Source organism: Pseudomonas sp. BCA17 (genome assembly GCF_004519405.1).
In the GTDB taxonomy this organism is placed as follows: Bacteria; Pseudomonadota; Gammaproteobacteria; order Pseudomonadales; family Pseudomonadaceae; genus Aquipseudomonas.
Map to the genome: position 1 here is coordinate 475,943 of NZ_SGWI01000002.1, position 18,156 is coordinate 494,098.

An 18,156-nucleotide genomic window follows, 5' to 3' on the forward strand; every position below is an offset into this window, starting at 1 on the left:
GGAGCCAACCCCCCTCCCGGATTGGACTGCATTTAAAATTGAGCAAAAAAAAGGCCACCCGAAGGTGGCCTTTCAAAACTAAAGAAAGAGAGTTGTTACTTACACCGCCGCAACGGGACGCATGTAAGAGATCGGTGCGGTGCTGGCATCTTCGAAGGTCACGACTTCCCAAGCGTCTGTCTGCTCAATCAACTTGCGCAGCAGCTGGTTGTTAAGGGCGTGGCCCGACTTGAAGCCTTTGAACTCACCTATCAGGCTATTGCCCAGCAGGTAGAGGTCACCGATTGCATCGAGGATCTTGTGCTTCACGAACTCGTCTTCATAGCGAAGGCCGTCTTCGTTCAGTACACCATCCGCGTCGACCACAATGGCGTTTTCAACACTACCGCCGAGTGCGAGGTTGTGCTTGCGCAGGTACTCGATGTCACTCATGAAACCAAAGGTACGGGCGCGGCTGACTTCTTTTACGAACGAAGTGCTGGAAAAATCCACGCTTGCACTTTGGGTGCGGTCACGGAATACCGGGTGATCGAAATCGATCTCAAAGCTCACTTTAAAGCCTTCGAACGGGACGAAGGTGGCGCGTTTGTCGCCGTCTTCTACTGTCACTTCCCGCAGAATGCGAATGAACTTCTTGGCTGCGTCCTGTTCTTCCAGGCCGGCAGATTGAATCAAGAATACGAAGGGTCCGGCGCTGCCATCCATGATAGGGACTTCGGACGCGGAGAGCTCGACGTAGGCGTTATCGATGCCCAGGCCAGCCATGGCCGAGAGCAAGTGCTCCACCGTATCCACTTTGACGTCACCATTGACCAACGTGGTCGACATAGTGGTTTCGCCAACGTTTTCCGCGCGAGCAGGAATCTGCACCACAGGGTCCAGGTCGGCACGAACAAACACGATGCCGGTGTCGACAGGTGCAGGTTTGAGGGTCAGGTATACCTTCTCCCCGGAGTGCAGACCTACACCTGTTGCACGGATAATATTCTTCAGGGTGCGTTGTTTAATCATGGCTTGGACCGCTTCAGCGCAAATTGCGAACTGGTATCAACAAAGGCTGGCGATAATAGCAGACCAGACCTTTGCTGAACACCAATCACCTTCATAGCCCTGATACATTCCATTAATCGGCCTGACGACGCAAGAATGCCGGGATGTCCAGATAGTCCAGATCATCTTGCGGATTCAGGCTACGGGACGCTGCAGTACCGGCCTGAGCCTGGTTGCGCATCACGGTCGGACGGTCCAGGTCACGGTAGTTCACCGACGGTTGTTCCTGACGCACGGGTGCTGGAGCGGCCGCTGCCTGGCTGGCCTGGCTGTTGTGCAGGGTGTTGTCGATGACCTTCACAGGCTTCTCGATTTTCGCACCCAGGCCGGTAGCAACCACGGTCACGTGCAGTTCATCACGCATGTCCGGATCGATAACGGTGCCGACTTTGACCATGGCGTGCTCGGAAGCGAAGGCTTCGATGATGCTACCCACGTCGGAGTACTCGCCCAGGGACAGGTCGGGACCGGCGGTGATGTTCACCAGGATGCCGCGCGCGCCTTGCAGGTTCACGTCTTCCAGCAACGGGTTGCGGATCGCCGCTTCAGTGGCTTCACGTGCACGGTTCGGACCGCTGGCGCAGCCAGTGCCCATCATCGCCATGCCCATTTCGCTCATCACGGTACGAACGTCGGCAAAGTCGACGTTGATCATGCCTGGACGCTTGATGATGTCGGAAATACCGCGAACGGCACCGGCCAATACGTCGTCAGCCTTGGCGAAAGCCGACAGCAGGCTGGCGTCCTTGCCCAGGATGGTCAGCAGTTTCTCGTTGGGAATGGTGATCAACGAGTCAACGCTTTCAGACAGCAGACGGATACCTTCGTCGGCGATCTGCATGCGCTTGCGACCTTCGAACGGGAACGGACGAGTCACAACAGCGACCGTCAGAATGCCCATTTCCTTGGCCACTTCGGCAATGATCGGCGCAGCACCGGTACCGGTACCGCCGCCCATGCCGGTGGTGATGAACACCATGTTGGTGCCTTGCAGCACTTCGGCGATACGCTCGCGGTCTTCCAGAGCGGCTTGACGGCCGACTTCCGGGTTGGCGCCGGCGCCGAGGCCCTTGGTCACGGCTGTGCCCAATTGCAGGATGGTCCGCGCACCGATGCTTTTCAGTGCTTGGGCATCAGTGTTGGCGCAGATGAATTCAACGCCTTCAATGTTGCTCTTGACCATATGGTTAACAGCGTTGCCGCCGCCACCGCCGACACCGATCACTTTGATGACCGGGCTTGCGGGGATGTTGTCTACGAGTTCGAACATGTTCCCTCTCCTTTCATTTCTCTAGTTTTTTCGCCTACTGCTTAGAACGGTGTTGCGGTGTTGCGGTAAATCGTCAGAAATTGCCTTGCACCCAGCTTTTGATCCGATCCAGCAACGGCGCTTTCTCATCGTCGTCGCTGCGGTAGCTGTCACGGATGCTCGAGCCCGACAGGGAAATGCCGTCGGTCTGCTTTTGCAGTCCGTACAACAGCAAGCCCACACCGGTGGAATAAATCGGGTTGCGCACCACATCGCCCAGGCCCTTGACGCCATGGGGTACACCCAGGCGCACCGGCATGTGGAAGATTTCCTCGGCCAGTTCGACCGCGCCTTCCATCTTCGAGGTGCCACCGGTCAGCACGATGCCGGCCGGAATCAGGTCTTCGTAGCCACTGCGGCGCAGTTCCGCCTGGATCAGGGTGAACAGCTCGTCGTAGCGCGGCTCGACCACTTCGGCCAAGGCCTGGCGCGACAGTTCGCGCGGTGGACGGTCGCCGACGCTCGGGACCTTGATGGTTTCACCGGCACCGGCCAGCTTGGCCAGGGCGCAGGCGTAGCGGATCTTGATTTCTTCGGCGTACTGGGTCGGTGTACGCAAGGCCATGGCGATGTCGTTGGTCACCTGATCACCCGCAATCGGGATCACGGCGGTGTGACGGATCGCACCTTCGGTGAAGATCGCGATGTCGGTGGTGCCACCGCCGATGTCCACCAGGCACACGCCCAGTTCTTTTTCGTCGTCGGTCAGTACCGAGTAGGCCGAGGCCAACTGCTCGAGAATGATGTCGTCGATTTCCAGGCCGCAGCGACGCACGCACTTCTCGATGTTCTGCGCGGCGTTGACCGCGCAGGTCACCACGTGGACCTTGGCTTCCAGGCGTACGCCCGACATGCCCAGGGGCTCGCGAACACCTTCCTGGTTGTCGATCACATAGTCCTGCGGCAGGGTGTGCAGCACGCGCTGGTCAGCCGGGATCGCCACGGCCTGGGCGGCGTCGAGGACGCGCTCGAGGTCGGCCGAGCTGACTTCACGGTCGCGGATCGCCACGATGCCGTGGGAGTTCAAGCTGCGGATATGGTTGCCGGCCACGCCGACGAACGCCGAGTGAATCCGGCAACCGGCCATCAGCTGCGCTTCTTCGATGGCGCGCTGGATCGATTGCACGGTGGACTCGATGTTCACCACCACGCCCTTCTTGAGGCCCCGGGACGGATGCGTGCCAATACCGACGATTTCGATCGTGCCGTCTTCCCCGACCTCGCCCACCAGCGCCACCACCTTGGAGGTGCCGATATCGAGACCGACGATCATTTTGCCGCTTTGCACGTTTGCCATGGGTCCTGCCTCTTCTTAATTCTTCGCGACAGCGGGTTGTGCTGCCGTGGGCGCAACCGGTGTACGCCAGCCGACGGCCAGGCCGTTGGCGTAACGCAGGTCGACGCTCGCAATGTTCGTAATCTGTTCTTTCAAGGTTTTGTCATAGATGGCAATAAAGCGGCGCATCTTCTCCACCAAGCGGTCGCGTCCCAGCAACAACTCGATGCCCGGGCCGGAACTGCCTGCCCCGGTCGTCAAAAACCAGCTGCCCCGCTCACGCAACTCCAGGCGTGCGATGGAGAAGCCCAGTGGCCGCAGCATCTGGCTCAACGCCTGATACTGCTGCATCACTTGCTGTTGCGCCCGCTGCGGCCCGAACAGCTGCGGCAGGTGCTCGTAGTTGGCCACTTCACGCGGCGCGAACGCCTGCCCCTGGTTGTTCAACAGCGCGCCATCGCCCCAACGGGCCACGGGCAGCTGTTCTTCCAGGCGGATCGTCACTTGGTCCGGCCACACACGGCGGACTTCGGCGTGGGCGATCCACGGCATCTGTTCAAGCTCCGAGCGCATGCCGGCCAGGTCGATGGTGAAGAAGCTCGCCGACAGGTACGGGCCGATGCGCTGCTGCACTGCCTGCTGGCTGATGTAGCTCAAGTCGCCCTGCACACTGATCTTGGTGATCGGTCGGTCGGCATACGGCAACAGACGCTGGGCACCCTCGTAGGTGCCGAAACCCAACACCACCAGCAGCACCGGCCAGAACAGCGCCTTGAGAAAACCAAAGTTGGCTTTCGGCAAGCGCACCGACATCGGCTCTTTAGCCACCATCCGGCTGGCACCCCGCGGCACCGGCTTGCGGCTCGGTGCTTGTGGGGGCTGATGACGAAGCGATGCGCCGTTCATGTTCTTAGCCTCTTGACTCAATGCTTGCGGCCAGAATCGCCAGCACCAACTGCTGGAAATCCAAACCGGCAGCACGGGCAGCCATAGGTACCAGGCTGTGATCGGTCATGCCGGGAGCGGTATTGACTTCCAGGAACCAGAAATTCCCTTGCTCATCCTGCATCACGTCTGCCCGCGCCCAACCGGCGATACCCAGTGCCTCACAGGCTTTCGCCGTGAGGTCCATCAATTCCTGTTCCTTGGTTGCGTCGAGGCCACATGGAATCCGGTACTGAGTATCGGAGGCCAGGTACTTGGCGTCGTAGTCATAAAAGGTGTGGGGCGTGCCCAATGCGATAGGCGGCAATACCTGGCCACGCAGGGTGGCGATGGTGTACTCGGGACCGGAGATCCACTGTTCCACCAACACTTGCGAATCGTAGGTACTTGCCGCTTTCCATGCGTCGATCAATTCGGCGGCCGAGTTCACTTTGGCCATGCCGATACTGGAGCCTTCATGGGCTGGTTTGACGATCAAAGGCAGGCCCAGTTCCTCGGCTGCAGAAATACAATCGTCTTCGCTGCACAGAACACTGTGACGCGGGGTTGGAATACCCAGGCTGTGCCACACCTGCTTGGTGCGCAACTTGTCCATGGCCAGGGCCGAAGCCAGGATGCCACTACCGGTGTAAGGAATGCCGGCGCACTCCAGCAAGCCCTGCATGCTGCCGTCTTCACCACCGCGGCCGTGCAGGATGATGAAGGCACGGTCGATTTTCTCGGCCTGCAGACGGGCGAGGAAGTCGTCGCCCACGTCGATGCCGAAGGCGTTCACACCGGCACTTTGCAGCGCTTGCAGCACGGCGTTGCCGGACTTGAGCGACACTTCGCGCTCAGCACTTTTGCCGCCGAACAATACCGCCACGCGGCCAAAGTCGGCGGGCGTGAGGGTGGAAAACAGGGCGTCGTAATTCGTGATCATTTCGACTTCCCCTGTGCTGCGGCGAACAACGGGCTCGCCAGCAATTTAGGGGCAAGGCCACCAATATCGCCGGCGCCCTGGCACAGCAGGATGTCACCGGCGCGCAGCAGTGGCTTGACCAGCGGCGCCAGGTCCACACCGCGCTCGATGTAGATCGGGTCCAACTGGCCGCGCTGGCGGATGCTGTTGCATAACTTGCGGCTGTCGGCGCCCGGGATCGGTTCTTCACCGGCCGGGTAGACCTCCATCAACAACAACACGTTGGCATCAGCCAATACATTGACGAAATCGTCGTACAGGTCACGGGTACGGCTATAGCGGTGCGGCTGGTAGACCATCACCAGGCGGCGCTCCGGCCAGCCTCCACGCACGGCTTTGATCACCGCAGCGACTTCGGTCGGATGGTGACCGTAGTCGTCGACCAGCATGACATCGCCGCCTTCTACCGGCAGTTGGCCGTAGACCTGGAAACGACGGCCCACACCGGCAAAGCGCGACAAGCCTTCGACAATGGCTTCATCACTGACGCCTTCGTCGGTAGCGATGCAGATGGTCGCCAGGGAGTTCAACACGTTGTGGTTGCCCGGCATGTTCACCGAAACATCCAGCGGCTCGCGGTCAGGACGCAGCACGGTGAAGAAGGTCTGCATGCCCTCCTGGCGCACATTGATCGCGCGCACGTCTGCGTCTTCGCTGAAGCCGTAGGTCACGGTCGGACGCTTGACCAGCGGCAGGATTTCACGCACAACCGGATCATCCAGGCACACCACGGCCAACCCGTAGAACGGCAGGTTGTGCAGGAACTCGACGAAGGTTTTCTTCAACTTGTTGAAGTCGCCGTCGTAGGTCGCCATGTGGTCGGCGTCGATGTTGGTCACCACAGCAACCAGCGGTTGCAGGTGCAGGAAGCTGGCATCACTTTCGTCGGCTTCGGCGATCAGGTAGCGGCTGGTACCGAGCTGTGCATTGGTGCCGGCTGCGTTCAGGCGGCCACCGATCACGAACGTCGGGTCCAGGCCACCGGCCGCGAATACGGAAGCGATCAAGCTGGTTGTGGTGGTTTTGCCGTGGGTACCGGCGACGGCGATGCCATGGCGATAGCGCATCAACTCGGCCAGCATCTCGGCGCGTGGCACCACCGGAATACGACGCTCAAGGGCAGTCGCCACTTCCGGGTTCGAGGTGTTCACGGCACTGGAAACCACCAGTACATCAGCCTCGGCGGCGTTCTCGGCGCGATGGCCGATGAAGATCTGTGCACCGAAGGACTTCAGGCGATCGGTGACCGGCGACTCTTTCAAGTCCGAACCGGATACCTGGTAACCCAGGTTCAGCAATACTTCGGCAATACCGCACATGCCCACGCCGCCGATACCGACGAAGTGGATGCGACGGATACGGCGCATTTCCGGTTGTGGCATGGCTTTCTGATTCTCAACCATGGGCCACCTCCAGGCAGATGTCGACCACGGTGCGGGTTGCGTCAGGTTTGGCCAGGCGGCTTGCGGTGCTCGCCATGTTGCTGAGTCGTTGCGGTTGCATCAAAACCTCGGTCAGGCGTGCGGCCAAATCGGCGGCGCCAGTCGTTCTTTGCGGCAGCAGGAAGGCAGCGCCTTCCCCGGCCAAATATTCGGCGTTGCGGGTCTGGTGATCGTCGATGGCGTGGGGCAAAGGCACCAGCAACGACGGCAGACCGGCGGCGGCCAGTTCACTGACGGTCAGCGCACCAGCGCGGCAGACCACCAGGTCGGCCCAGCCATAGGCATGGGCCATGTCTTTGATGAAGGGCTGTACGTTCGCCTCCACACCGGCCTCGCGGTAGCGCTTGGCGGTGACTTCACCGTGATCCTTGCCGGCCTGATGGAAGATCTCCGGACGCAACTCCACAGGGAGTTGCGCCACCGCTTCCGGCAGCAATTTGTTCAGAGGCTCGGAGCCCAGGCTTCCGCCCAGGATCAGCAGGTGAGCCTTGCGCCCGGCCAGGGCCTGGCGCGCGATATCCATAAACAGCTCGGTGCGTACCGGATTGCCGGTGGTACGCAGTTTGTCCGATGCGCCAAAGGTCTTCGGGAAGGCCTCGCACACCCGTGCAGCCAACGGCACCAACAGGCGGTTGGCAGTGCCGGCAACGGCGTTCTGCTCGTGCACGATCACCGGCACGCCGGCAAGCTTTGCCGCAACGCCACCCGGGCCGGTCACATAGCCGCCAAACCCGAGCACGCACACTGGCTGCAATTGACGAATGATCTTGCGTGCCTGCCACACCGCCTTGAGCAATACAAACGGTGCCTTGAGCAGGGACAATTTGCTTTTGCCACGCAAGCCGGTGACGTTGATCAGATGCAAGGGCAGGCCGGCATTCGGTACCAGATCGTTTTCGATGCCGCGCGGCGTACCCAGCCAATGCACCGTATAGCCACGGCTCTGGAATTCACGGGCGCAAGCCAGGGCCGGGAACACATGGCCCCCGGTGCCGCCCGCCATGATCAGCACGTTAGCGCCCATGAGATGGCTCCTCGGCGAAGTCGCTTTCGCTGAACTCCATCTCTTCGCTGCCCAGGTGGGTTCGACTCTCCCACTCGATGCGCAGCAACAAGCCCAGGCACACGCAGCAGATCACCAACGAACTGCCGCCGTAACTGAGGAACGGCAAGGTCAGGCCCTTGGTCGGCAGCAGGCCGACGTTCACCCCGATGTTGATCAGGAACTGGCCGATCCACAGGAACGACAAGCCGTATGCCACATAGGCGGCGAAATACTGTTTGGCCTTCTCGGCCCACAAGCCGATGTACATGCCGCGTACGCACACGAACAAGAACAGCGCGACGGTGCACAACGACCCGACTACGCCCAGCTCTTCGGCGAGTACCGAGAATACGAAGTCGGTATGCGCTTCCGGCAGGTAGAACTGCTTCTGCACACTGTTGCCCAGGCCCACGCCCAGCCACTCGCCGCGACCGAAGGCGATCAGCGCCTGGGTCAACTGGTAGCCGGAGCCGAACTGGTCGGACCATGGGTCGGTAAAGGTGATCAGACGCGCCATACGATAGGGTTGCGCCTGGACCAGAATCGTCACGGCCGCGACCGCCAGCACCACCATCAAGGTAAAGCGGAACAGGCCCACGCCGCCAAGGAACAACATCGCTGCCGCCGCGCCCATCATTACGACGGTTGCTCCGAAGTCGGGCTCCATCAGCAACAGGCCGGCCATCGGCAGCAGCACGATGAACGGCTTGAAGAAGCCCATCCAGCTTTCGCGCACTTCTTTCTGGCGACGTACCAGGTAGCCGGCGAGGTAGATCACCACGAACACCTTGGCGATTTCCGACGGCTGCACGTTGAACGCACCGAAGCCGATCCAGCGCATCGAACCGTTCACCTCGCGACCGATACCGGGCAGGATCACCATCACCAACAAGCCGAACGCACCGATCAGCATCATCCAGCCCAGGCGTTGCCAGGTGGCAATAGGGATCATCATGGTGACAACGCAGGCACCGAGGCCGATCACCAGGTACACCAGGTGACGGATCATCATGTACAGCGTGTTGCCCGACTGCACCGCGGCCACTTCGGAAGATGCCGAAGTGATCATCACCAAGCCCAGGCCCAACAGTGCAAGGCAACCGGCGAGCATCGGGAAATCGAGGTCGATACCGCGTCCGGTGATGATCGGCGACGGGTAGGGCTTGATGATGTTTCTGAAATTCATGCTCATGCCAAGGCCTCCACGGCGCGGGCGAACAGCTGGCCGCGCTCTTCGTAGTTCTTGAACATGTCGAAACTGGCGCAGGCTGGCGACAGCAGCACCGCATCACCTGGCTGGGCCAGGGCTTTGCATTGGGCGATGGCGTCGTCCAGCGAGGTGGCGCGCACTTGCGCCACGGCATCGCCAAGGGCGGCGGCGATCAGGTCGGAGTCGCGCCCCATCAGCACCACCGCGCGGCAATGTTCAGCTACCGGGCCTTTGAGGTCCTTGAAGTCGGCGCCCTTGCCGTCGCCACCGGCGATCAGCACCAGCTTGCCCTCGATATCGGCACCGAGGCCTTCGATGGCAGCCAGCGCCGCACCGACGTTGGTAGCCTTGGAGTCGTTGTAATAGCTGACGCCATTCAGATCGCGCACCCACTGGCAGCGATGCTCGAGGCCGCCAAAGGTACGCAGTGCCGACAACATGGCGTCAAACGGCAGGCCAACGGCATGCCCGAGCGCCAGCGCCGCCAGGGCGTTGGACTGGTTATGAGCACCACGGATTTTCAGCTCGCGCACCGGCATCAGGTTCTGGAATTCGAAGGCCAGGTATTTCTCGCCGTTCTCTTCACGGATGCCGAAGGCTTTGAAATCGGGTTTGCCGAGACCGAAGGTCCAGCACGGCAGGCCCTCGCTCATCAGCGGACGGCTCAAGGCGTCCTGACGATTGACCACCACCTGTCTGGCATCACGGAAGATCCGGTGCTTGGCCAGGTGATACGCCGGCAGGCCGCTGTAGCGGTCCATGTGGTCTTCGCTGACGTTCAACACGGTGGCTACTTCGGCACCCAGGTCATGGGTGGTTTCCAGTTGGAAGCTCGACAGCTCCATCACGTACAGCTCGATGTCGTCGCTGAGCAAATCCAGTGCAGGAGTGCCGAGGTTGCCGCCCACGGCCACGCGCTTGCCGGCCGCCAACGCCATGTCCCCGACCAGGGTGGTCACGGTGCTTTTCGCATTGGAGCCGCTGATGGCCACGATCGGCGCCTTCGCGTTACGCGCGAACAGGTCGATATCGCCCGACAGCTTCACGCCACGTGCCGCCGCAGCTTGCAGGGCTGGTGTCGCCAGGGCCAGGCCGGGGCTCACGTAGAGCTCGTCGGCACGGCACAGAAACTCGACATCCAGCTCGCCACAACGCACTTCCACGTGCGGGTAGTCACGGCGCAGCGTGACCAGCTCCGGTGGATTTTCCCGCGTATCGGCCACGGCGAACGACACACCCCGGTTCGCCAGGAAGCGAACCAGGGACATGCCGCTCTTGCCGAGGCCGACAACGATGCGGAAATGGTCTGAAGCGATCAGGGACACTCGTTTCTACCTCAGTTTCAGGGTGGCAAGGCCGATCAGCACGAGAATCACGGTGATGATCCAGAAACGGACGATCACGCGTGGCTCGGGCCAGCCCTTGAGTTCAAAGTGGTGGTGAATCGGCGCCATGCGGAACACACGGCGCCCGGTCAATTTGAAGGAAGCCACCTGGATGACCACCGACAGGGTTTCCATCACGAACACGCCGCCCATGATGAACAGCACGATTTCCTGGCGCACGATCACTGCGATGGTGCCCAGAGCTGCGCCCAGTGCCAGTGCGCCGACGTCGCCCATGAAGACTTGCGCCGGGTAGGTGTTGAACCACAGGAAGCCCAGCCCGGCGCCGATCAGCGCGCCACAGAATACGATCAGTTCACCCGCGCCCGGTACGTAGGGAATCAGCAGGTATTCAGCGAATTTCACGTTACCCGACAGGTAGCAGAAGATGCCGAGCGCGCCGCCCACCATCACCGTCGGCATGATCGCCAGGCCATCCAGGCCGTCGGTCAGGTTCACCGCGTTGCTGGAGCCGACGATCACGAAGTAGGTCAGCACCACGAAACCAATGCCGAGGGGAATGCTGGCGTCTTTGAGCATCGGGATGATCAAAGTGGTTTCAACGGCGCTTGGCGCAGTGGTGTAGAGGAAAATTGCAGCGGCGAGCCCGAACACCGACTGCCAGAAATATTTCCAGCGGCTTGGCAGCCCCTTGGAGTTTTTCTCGATCACTTTGCGGTAGTCGTCCACCCAGCCGATGGCACCGAACAACAGGGTCACCAGCAACACCACCCACACATAGCGGTTGTGCAGGTCGGCCCACAGCAAGGTGCTGATACCGATGGACGACAGGATCAACGCGCCGCCCATGGTCGGGGTGCCGGACTTGGACAGGTGCGACTGCGGGCCGTCATTGCGAACCGATTGACCAATTTGCAGGTTCTGCAGGGTACGGATCATCCACGGCCCCAGGAACAGCGACAGAGACAGCGCGGTCAGCACACCCAGAATCCCGCGCAGGGTCAGGTACTGAAAGACCGCGAAGCCTTTGTAGAACTGTTGCAGATACTCAGCCAGCAGCAGCAGCATTAATGTTTCTCCGTACTTGAGCCACACAAGGCCGCGACGACGTTTTCCATCACCGCGCTGCGCGATCCCTTGATCAAAATAGTGGTGTTTTTGTCTTGTTCCGCCGCCGTCAGCGCCTGGATCAATTCAGCCTGGGTCGCGAAGTGTCGCGCGCCGGGGCCAAAGGCGTTGACGGCGTGCGCCATGTTCGAACCGACGGCGTAAAGCGCATCGACTTTGCCGGCGGCGTAGGCACCGACTTCGCGGTGGCCTTGTTCAGCCCAGTCGCCCAATTCGCCGATATCGCCCAGCACCAGCACCTTGCGTCCGTCAAAGCCTTTGAGCAGATCCACGGCAGCATTGATGGAGGATGGGTTGGCGTTGTAAGTGTCATCAATGACGCGCATGCCGTTGGTTGCCAACTGCGCCACGGTGCGCCCCTTGACCGGCTGCACCGCGCCCAGGCCAGTAGCGATACCGAACAACGACACCCCCAGGGCGTGGGCGGCGGCGGCGGCGGCCAGGGCATTGGCTACGTTATGGTTGCCGAGCAGATTAAGTTGCACCTGCTCACTCCCCTGCGGCGTGTGCAAAGTGAATGACGGACAGCCGCGGGCATCGACAGTGATACCGGAAGCATGGAAGTCAGCGGCTGCGTTCAGTACGGCAAACGTCAGGATCTTGCGACCAGCAGCGCGCACGCGCCAGGTCTCGAAGGCCTTGTCGTCGAGATTCAATACCGCGGTGCCCGAAGCAGCCAGGCCTTCAAGGATTTCACCCTTGGCTTCGACGATCTTCTGCGGGCCGCCGAACTCGCCGACGTGGGCAGTACCGGCATTGCTGATAATCGTCACGTGAGGCTTGGTCAGCGCCACGGTGTAGGCAATTTCGCCAATACGCGAGGCTCCCAGTTCGATCACTGCCGCCGTGTGTTCCGGGGCCAGTTCGAGCAGGGTCAGCGGAGCGCCGAAATCATTGTTCAGGTTGCCACGGGTAGCGAGTACCGGCCCACGCGTGCGCAGCACACCGGCGAGCAACTCTTTGACCGTGGTCTTGCCGCTGGAGCCGGTGATGGCTGCGACAGGCTTGTCGAACGCGGCGCGGTTCAGCGCGCCCAACTGACCGAGGGCCAAGCGGGTATCGGCGACCAGCAATTGCGGCAAGGTGGAGTCCGCGACTTCACGTTGCACCAGGGCACCAACGGCGCCTTTGGCGGCAACCTCGTTCAGGTAATCGTGACCGTCAAAACGCGGGCCGGCCAAGGCAACAAACAACTGGCCTGGCTTGATGTTACGGCTGTCGATACTGACACCGTCGAAGCTGCAGTCGCTCGACAACATGCGGGCCGAAAGGGCCTGGGTCAGCTCGCTGAACTTCATCGCTTTAAGCATGGGCAACCTCCCAGGCGGTCAAGGCATGATCGGCCTCGACCAGGTCGGAGAAGGCATGGCGTTCGCCGTTGATTTCCTGGTAGTCCTCGTGGCCTTTACCAGCCAGCACCACCACATCGTCAGCACCGGCGCTGGCGATCAATTGGGCAATGGCTGCACCACGACCTGCGACGAAAGTGGCCTTGGAGGCATCTTTGAAGCCGGCACGGATGTCGTCGAAAATCTGGCTCGGATTTTCGCTGCGCGGGTTATCGTCGGTCACGAGCACGCCGTCGGCCAGGCGCTCGACGATCTCGGCCATCAAGGGGCGCTTGCCCCGATCGCGATCACCGCCGCAGCCGAACAGGCAGAGCAGCTTGCCCTTGACGTGTGGGCGCAGCGCCACAAGGACTTTTTCGAGGGCATCCGGGGTGTGGGCATAATCGACCACCACCAACGGCTGCGAACCGCCACCGAGACGCTGCATGCGACCCACCGGGCCTTCAAGCTTCGGCAGGACTTTAAGGATTTCGTCGAGGGCATAATCCAGGCCGAGCAACGCGCCGATAGCGGCAAGGACGTTACTCAGGTTGAAGCGCCCCAACAGGGTGCTGCGCAAATGATGCTCGCCTTGTGGCGTCACCAGCGTAGCGAGCACGCCTTCGTCATTGAATTGGGCTTCGCGGCAATACAAGTAGGCGCTGGCGTCTTCCAGGCTGTAGCTGATCAGGCGCGACTCACGCTCTTCAGCCGCCAACTGGCGACCGAATTCGTCATCGAGGTTCACCACCCGGCACTTCAGGTCATTCCAGGCAAACAGCTTGGCCTTTTCGGCAGCGTAGGCCTCCATGGTGCCGTGGTAGTCCAGGTGATCGCGGGACAGGTTGGTCATCACCGCCACATCAAAGGCCAGCGCAGCAACGCGCCCCTGGTGCAAACCGTGGGAAGACACTTCCATGGCAACCGCCTTGGCACCCGCCTTTTTCAGGTCGGCCAGGGTCGCTTGCACGGCGATCGGGTTCGGCGTGGTATGCAGGCCGCTTTGCAATGCACCGTAAAAGCCGGTGCCCAGAGTACCCACAATGCCGCAGTGCTGGCCCAACAGGTCAAGCGCCTGGGCGACCAGTTGGGTCACGCTGGTCTTGCCGTTGGTACCGGTCACGCCCACCAGGTTCAATTGGCGGCTCGGGTCGCCATAGAAACGCCCGGCGATATCGGACAATTGTGCTGCAAGGCCCTTGACCGGAATCAGCGGTACGTCGGTGATCGGCAGCACGGTGGCGCCTTCCACTTCATAAGCCACGGCCGCAGCGCCGCGTTGCAACGCATCGGCAATATGTTCACGGCCATCGAATTTGCCGCCAGGCACCGCCAGGAACAGGTCTCCGGCACGTACGCTGCGGCTATCCAGGCTCAGCTCGCGAATCAACAGGTCGCGACCGGCGTGGGCGAAAATCTTGTTCAGGCTAAGAGACATCAGCCGCGCCCTCCATTGGCTTTTGCAGCGGCAGCCGGTGGTCCGGCGTTCGCTTGTTGGGTCGGCGGCAGATTGTCCGGCGTGATGTTCATCAGGCGCAGGGTGCCCGACATCACTTTGCTGAACACCGGCGCCGATACCAGGCCACCGAAGTAGCCGGCTTTGCTCGGCTCATCAATCACGACAACGATGGCGTAGCGCGGATCACTCATTGGGCCGAAGCCGGCGAACAGCGAACGGTAGGAGTTTTCGGCATAGCCCTTGGTGCCCACCGACGTTTTACGCGCGGTACCGGACTTGCCTGCCACGTGGTATGCCGGCACCTGGGCGCGAAATACGCCACGCGGTGCTTCGATCACTTGTTGCAGCATGCCCTGCATGGTCTTGGCGACGTTTTCCGGAATCACCTGGGTGGCTTTCGGCGCTTCGTCGACATGGATCAGGCTCAGCGGAACCATGCGACCGTTATTGGCCAATACCGAGAAAGCGTGCGCCAGCTGGATCGCCGTCACCGAGATGCCGTAGCCGTAGGAAAGCGTGGCGGTCTCGGCCTTTTTCCAGTCGCGGTAGTTCGGCAGGTTGCCCACACGCTCACCCGGGAAGTCCAGGCCGGTGGGTTGGCCCAAGCCGATCTTTTGCGCGAGGTGGTAGATGGTTTCGCCGCCGATATCGAAGGCGACCTTACTCATGCCCACGTTACTGGAGTTGATCAGGATGCCTGTCAGATCCAGCACCGGACCTTCGGTACGGGATACGTCACGAATGGTGTATTTGCCCAACTGCAAAGTGCCTGGATAAACCTCGACTTTGTCGCTCGGTTTCCAGCGCCCCGTTTCCAGGGCGGCGCTCATGGAGATGGCTTTCATGGTCGAACCCGGCTCGAACACGTCGATCATTGCGCGGTTACGCATCATCGCCGGCTGCAGGTTGCGACGGTTATTCGGGTTGTAGGTCGGCTGGTTGACCATGGCGAGAATTTCGCCGGTCTTCACGTCCATGATAACCAGGCTACCGGCCTTTGCGCCGTTCTCTATAATCGCGTTACGCAGTTCGCGGTTGGCCAGGTATTGCAGGCGCAAGTCAATCGACAACGCCAAGGGCTTGCCGGCCTTGGCGTTTTTGGTGACCTGGACATCCTTGATCAGCCTGCCGCGACGATCCTTGATGACCTGTCGCTTGCCGGGGACGCCGGCCAGCCATTCATCGTAGGCCAGCTCGACACCTTCGCGACCGTGGTCGTCGATATCGGTGAAGCCGACCATGTGCGCGGTGGTTTCACCGGCCGGGTAAAAACGACGAAACTCCTCGATGCCGTAGACACCAGGGACTTTAAGGTCGAGCACCTGCTGGCCCTGTTCAGGGGTCAGCCCGCGAACCAGGTAGATGAATTCCTTGTTGGCCTGGGCTTCCAGACGTTCAGCCAGGGCTTTCGGGTCCTGACCCAGGGCAGCTGCGAGCTCCGGCCATTTTTCCTTGGCGGTCTGCAGTTCCTTGGCGTTGGCCCACAGGGTGGTCACCGGGGTACTGACGGCCAGAGGCTCGCCGTTGCGGTCGGTGATCAGGCCGCGGTGCGCCGGAATCGGGATATGACGCAGGCTACGGGCATCGCCCTGACCAATCAGGAAGTCACGGTCGACGACCTGCAGGTCGATGATTCGCCAGGCGATTGCGCCCACCATCAGTGCCAGCAAGCCAAGCACCACGCGGAAGCGCCATGGGTAGAGTGCGCCTTCGAGCTTCATCATGGCGCCACCATGCGGACTTCAGCCGCGCCCGGAATGTGCATTTTCAGCTGTTCGGTGGCCAGCACCTCGATACGGCTGTGAGCAGTCCAGGTGCTTTGCTCGAGGATCAACCGGCCCCACTCCGCCTGTGCCTTATCGCGCACGTTCAATTCCCCGTACAGGGTATTGAGCAACTGGCGGTTCCAGTGGGCGCTGTAGGACACCGCGATTGCGGACACCAGCACGCCGATAAACAGCAGCAACATAAAGAAGCTGCCGCCCGGGAGGGGCTTGGCGAAAAGCTTGCTCACCGCAACTTCTCCGCGACACGCATGACGGCACTACGGGAACGCGGGTTGGCCTTGAGTTCGGCTTCGGAAGCGAACTGCGCTTTGCCATGGATCTTGATTTTCGGCACAAAGGCTTCGAAACGCACCGGCAGGTTGCGCGGCAGGTTATCCGACTCACCCTTGGCCAGGCGACGCATGAACAGTTTGACGATGCGGTCTTCCAGAGAGTGGAAGCTGATCACCACCAGGCGACCGCCCACTTCCAAGGCGTCCAGCGCGGCTTCGAGGCCGGCTTCCAGATCGCCCAATTCGTTATTGACGTGAATACGCAGCCCCTGGAACGCGCGGGTGGCCGGGTTTTTGCCTTTTTCCCACGCCGGGTTGGCGACCTTCAGCACTTCGGCCAGGTCGGCGGTCCGTTCGAACGGCTGGATCTCGCGGCGCTCGACCACGGCGCGGGCCATGCGGCCGGCGAAACGTTCTTCACCGTACTCTTTGAACACACGGGCGATTTCTTCCACCGGCGCAGTGGCGATGAACTGCGCAGCGCTGACACCCCGGGTAGGGTCCATGCGCATGTCGAGGGGGCCGTCGTTCATGAAGCTGAAGCCGCGCTCCGGGTCGTCGAGTTGCGGCGAAGACACGCCCAGATCGAGCAAAACCCCGGCCACCTTGCCTGCCATACCCCGCTCGGCCACTTCCGCACCCAGCTCGGCAAAGCTGCGCTGCACAACGACAAAGCGGCCGTCTTCGGCCGCTAGCGCTTGCCCGGTGGCAATCGCTTGAGGGTCTTTGTCGAATCCGAGGAGTTTGCCGTCAGACCCGAGCTGGCTGAGTATCAACCGGCTATGCCCACCCCTGCCGAAGGTGCCATCCAAATAGCAGCCATCCGCACGTACGGCGAGAGCCTCAACGGCTTCGTCAAGCAGTACGGTGATGTGGTTAAAGCCGCTATCAATAGTCACAGGATCAAATCACGCAGTTCATCAGGCATGGCGCCCGGTTGTTGAATAGCAGCCAGGTCAGCTGCGGAAACAGCATCCCAGGCATCTTCGTCCCACAATTGGAACTTGTTCAGTTGGCCCACCAGCATTGCGCGCTTGTCGAGCTTGGCGTACTCGCGCAGACGCGGTGGCACCAGGAAACGACCACTGCCATCGAGCTCAAGGTCGACGGCATTACCAATCAGCAAACGCTGCAGGCGGCGGTTTTCTTCACGCAATGAAGGCAGAGCGCGCAACTTGGTTTCAATCAACTCCCACTCATCGAGGGGGTAAACACATAAACAAGGGTCAACGGCGTCAATCGTGATGATTAACTGGCCTGAACTTCGCGAAATGAGCTCGTCACGATACCGGCTCGGCATGGCGAGACGGCCTTTTGCATCGAGACTGATAGCGTTAGCTCCGCGAAACACAGATGCGTTTCTCCAAATTTTAGCGTTTTACGTTCAAAAAACCCACTTTGTGCCACTTTCCGCCACTTGCGCACACTATAGGAATGCGCCCACCACACCGTCAAGGCACGGATTCAAGGAAAAGCCTTACAGAACGGAGATTTAGGAGTGTAAAACGAGGAGAAACGAGAGTTTGGCGATGTTTTTGACTCAACAACCGCAAATAGCTCATAGAGCTATGGCTTAAAGTTAAAGTGATTTATTAAGA

The 18,156-nt window shown here is 60.8% G+C and carries 16 protein-coding genes; all 16 read right to left on the bottom strand.

Going from position 1 to position 18,156, the window contains the following annotated elements; all coding sequences use genetic code 11:
- Window positions 1-99 precede the first annotated feature (99 nt).
- Complete coding sequence (gene lpxC / locus EXW71_RS11045) at window positions 100-1,011, bottom strand: UDP-3-O-acyl-N-acetylglucosamine deacetylase (protein ID WP_003171886.1); 912 nt, start codon at window positions 1,009-1,011, stop codon at window positions 100-102.
- A 112-nt stretch (window positions 1,012-1,123) separates the two neighbouring features.
- The gene (gene ftsZ, locus EXW71_RS11050; protein WP_123714641.1) at window positions 1,124-2,320 is read right to left on the bottom strand and encodes a cell division protein FtsZ; all 1,197 of its coding nucleotides are present in this window, start codon (window positions 2,318-2,320) and stop codon (window positions 1,124-1,126) included.
- 73 nt (window positions 2,321-2,393) lie between these two features.
- Window positions 2,394-3,656 carry a cell division protein FtsA gene (gene ftsA / locus EXW71_RS11055; RefSeq protein WP_134658595.1) on the bottom strand — a complete coding sequence of 421 codons (1,263 nt, stop codon included), beginning with the start codon at window positions 3,654-3,656 and terminating at the stop codon, window positions 2,394-2,396.
- Window positions 3,657-3,671: 15 nt separating this feature from the next.
- A complete protein-coding gene (locus tag EXW71_RS11060) occupies window positions 3,672-4,541 on the bottom strand; it encodes a cell division protein FtsQ/DivIB (RefSeq protein ID WP_123714640.1) in 870 nt (289 codons plus the stop codon).
- 4 nt (window positions 4,542-4,545) lie between these two features.
- Window positions 4,546-5,502: a D-alanine--D-alanine ligase gene (locus EXW71_RS11065; protein ID WP_123714639.1), complete on the bottom strand. Its 957-nt coding sequence runs from the start codon at window positions 5,500-5,502 to the stop codon at window positions 4,546-4,548.
- Window positions 5,499-6,944: a UDP-N-acetylmuramate--L-alanine ligase gene (gene murC / locus EXW71_RS11070; protein WP_123714638.1), complete on the bottom strand. Its 1,446-nt coding sequence runs from the start codon at window positions 6,942-6,944 to the stop codon at window positions 5,499-5,501. Before murC ends, EXW71_RS11065 begins: the two co-directional genes overlap by 4 nt.
- The gene (gene murG, locus EXW71_RS11075; RefSeq protein WP_134658597.1) at window positions 6,937-8,007 is read right to left on the bottom strand and encodes an undecaprenyldiphospho-muramoylpentapeptide beta-N-acetylglucosaminyltransferase; all 1,071 of its coding nucleotides are present in this window, start codon (window positions 8,005-8,007) and stop codon (window positions 6,937-6,939) included. Before murG ends, murC begins: the two co-directional genes overlap by 8 nt.
- Window positions 7,997-9,214: a putative lipid II flippase FtsW gene (gene ftsW / locus EXW71_RS11080; protein WP_123715206.1), complete on the bottom strand. Its 1,218-nt coding sequence runs from the start codon at window positions 9,212-9,214 to the stop codon at window positions 7,997-7,999. The genes murG and ftsW overlap by 11 nt, the downstream gene beginning before the upstream one ends.
- 2 nt (window positions 9,215-9,216) lie before the next feature.
- Window positions 9,217-10,563 carry a UDP-N-acetylmuramoyl-L-alanine--D-glutamate ligase gene (murD, locus tag EXW71_RS11085; RefSeq protein WP_134658599.1) on the bottom strand — a complete coding sequence of 449 codons (1,347 nt, stop codon included), beginning with the start codon at window positions 10,561-10,563 and terminating at the stop codon, window positions 9,217-9,219.
- 6 nt (window positions 10,564-10,569) lie between these two features.
- A complete protein-coding gene (gene mraY / locus EXW71_RS11090; protein ID WP_123714635.1) occupies window positions 10,570-11,652 on the bottom strand; it encodes a phospho-N-acetylmuramoyl-pentapeptide-transferase in 1,083 nt (360 codons plus the stop codon).
- Window positions 11,652-13,022, bottom strand: a complete 1,371-nt coding sequence (murF, locus tag EXW71_RS11095; protein WP_134658601.1) for a UDP-N-acetylmuramoyl-tripeptide--D-alanyl-D-alanine ligase — start codon at window positions 13,020-13,022, stop codon at window positions 11,652-11,654. The genes mraY and murF overlap by 1 nt, the downstream gene beginning before the upstream one ends.
- Window positions 13,015-14,478 carry a UDP-N-acetylmuramoyl-L-alanyl-D-glutamate--2,6-diaminopimelate ligase gene (locus tag EXW71_RS11100; RefSeq protein ID WP_134658603.1) on the bottom strand — a complete coding sequence of 488 codons (1,464 nt, stop codon included), beginning with the start codon at window positions 14,476-14,478 and terminating at the stop codon, window positions 13,015-13,017. Before EXW71_RS11100 ends, murF begins: the two co-directional genes overlap by 8 nt.
- The gene (locus tag EXW71_RS11105; protein ID WP_167659676.1) at window positions 14,478-16,220 is read right to left on the bottom strand and encodes a penicillin-binding protein 2; all 1,743 of its coding nucleotides are present in this window, start codon (window positions 16,218-16,220) and stop codon (window positions 14,478-14,480) included. Before EXW71_RS11105 ends, EXW71_RS11100 begins: the two co-directional genes overlap by 1 nt.
- Window positions 16,220-16,513 carry a cell division protein FtsL gene (gene ftsL, locus EXW71_RS11110; protein ID WP_123714631.1) on the bottom strand — a complete coding sequence of 98 codons (294 nt, stop codon included), beginning with the start codon at window positions 16,511-16,513 and terminating at the stop codon, window positions 16,220-16,222. Before ftsL ends, EXW71_RS11105 begins: the two co-directional genes overlap by 1 nt.
- A complete protein-coding gene (rsmH, locus tag EXW71_RS11115; RefSeq protein ID WP_167659672.1) occupies window positions 16,510-17,457 on the bottom strand; it encodes a 16S rRNA (cytosine(1402)-N(4))-methyltransferase RsmH in 948 nt (315 codons plus the stop codon). The genes ftsL and rsmH overlap by 4 nt, the downstream gene beginning before the upstream one ends.
- Window positions 17,454-17,909 (bottom strand): division/cell wall cluster transcriptional repressor MraZ, encoded by a 456-nt coding sequence (gene mraZ / locus EXW71_RS11120; protein ID WP_003171868.1) that lies wholly within the window; start codon window positions 17,907-17,909, stop codon window positions 17,454-17,456. Before mraZ ends, rsmH begins: the two co-directional genes overlap by 4 nt.
- Between the last annotated feature and the right edge of the window lie 247 nt (window positions 17,910-18,156).

Excerpts from the sequence above, each read along its gene's own strand:
- lpxC (WP_003171886.1), bottom strand. The coding sequence starts at position 1,011 with ATGATTAAACAACGCACCCTGAAGAATATTATCCGTGCAACAGGTGTA.
- ftsZ (WP_123714641.1), bottom strand. The coding sequence starts at position 2,320 with ATGTTCGAACTCGTAGACAACATCCCCGCAAGCCCGGTCATCAAAGTG.
- ftsA (WP_134658595.1), bottom strand. The coding sequence starts at position 3,656 with ATGGCAAACGTGCAAAGCGGCAAAATGATCGTCGGTCTCGATATCGGC.
- EXW71_RS11060 (WP_123714640.1), bottom strand. The coding sequence starts at position 4,541 with ATGAACGGCGCATCGCTTCGTCATCAGCCCCCACAAGCACCGAGCCGC.
- EXW71_RS11065 (WP_123714639.1), bottom strand. The coding sequence starts at position 5,502 with ATGATCACGAATTACGACGCCCTGTTTTCCACCCTCACGCCCGCCGAC.
- murC (WP_123714638.1), bottom strand. The coding sequence starts at position 6,944 with ATGGTTGAGAATCAGAAAGCCATGCCACAACCGGAAATGCGCCGTATC.
- murG (WP_134658597.1), bottom strand. The coding sequence starts at position 8,007 with ATGGGCGCTAACGTGCTGATCATGGCGGGCGGCACCGGGGGCCATGTG.
- ftsW (WP_123715206.1), bottom strand. The coding sequence starts at position 9,214 with ATGAATTTCAGAAACATCATCAAGCCCTACCCGTCGCCGATCATCACC.
- mraY (WP_123714635.1), bottom strand. The coding sequence starts at position 11,652 with ATGCTGCTGCTGCTGGCTGAGTATCTGCAACAGTTCTACAAAGGCTTC.
- murF (WP_134658601.1), bottom strand. The coding sequence starts at position 13,022 with ATGCTTAAAGCGATGAAGTTCAGCGAGCTGACCCAGGCCCTTTCGGCC.
- EXW71_RS11100 (WP_134658603.1), bottom strand. The coding sequence starts at position 14,478 with ATGTCTCTTAGCCTGAACAAGATTTTCGCCCACGCCGGTCGCGACCTG.
- EXW71_RS11105 (WP_167659676.1), bottom strand. The coding sequence starts at position 16,220 with ATGAAGCTCGAAGGCGCACTCTACCCATGGCGCTTCCGCGTGGTGCTT.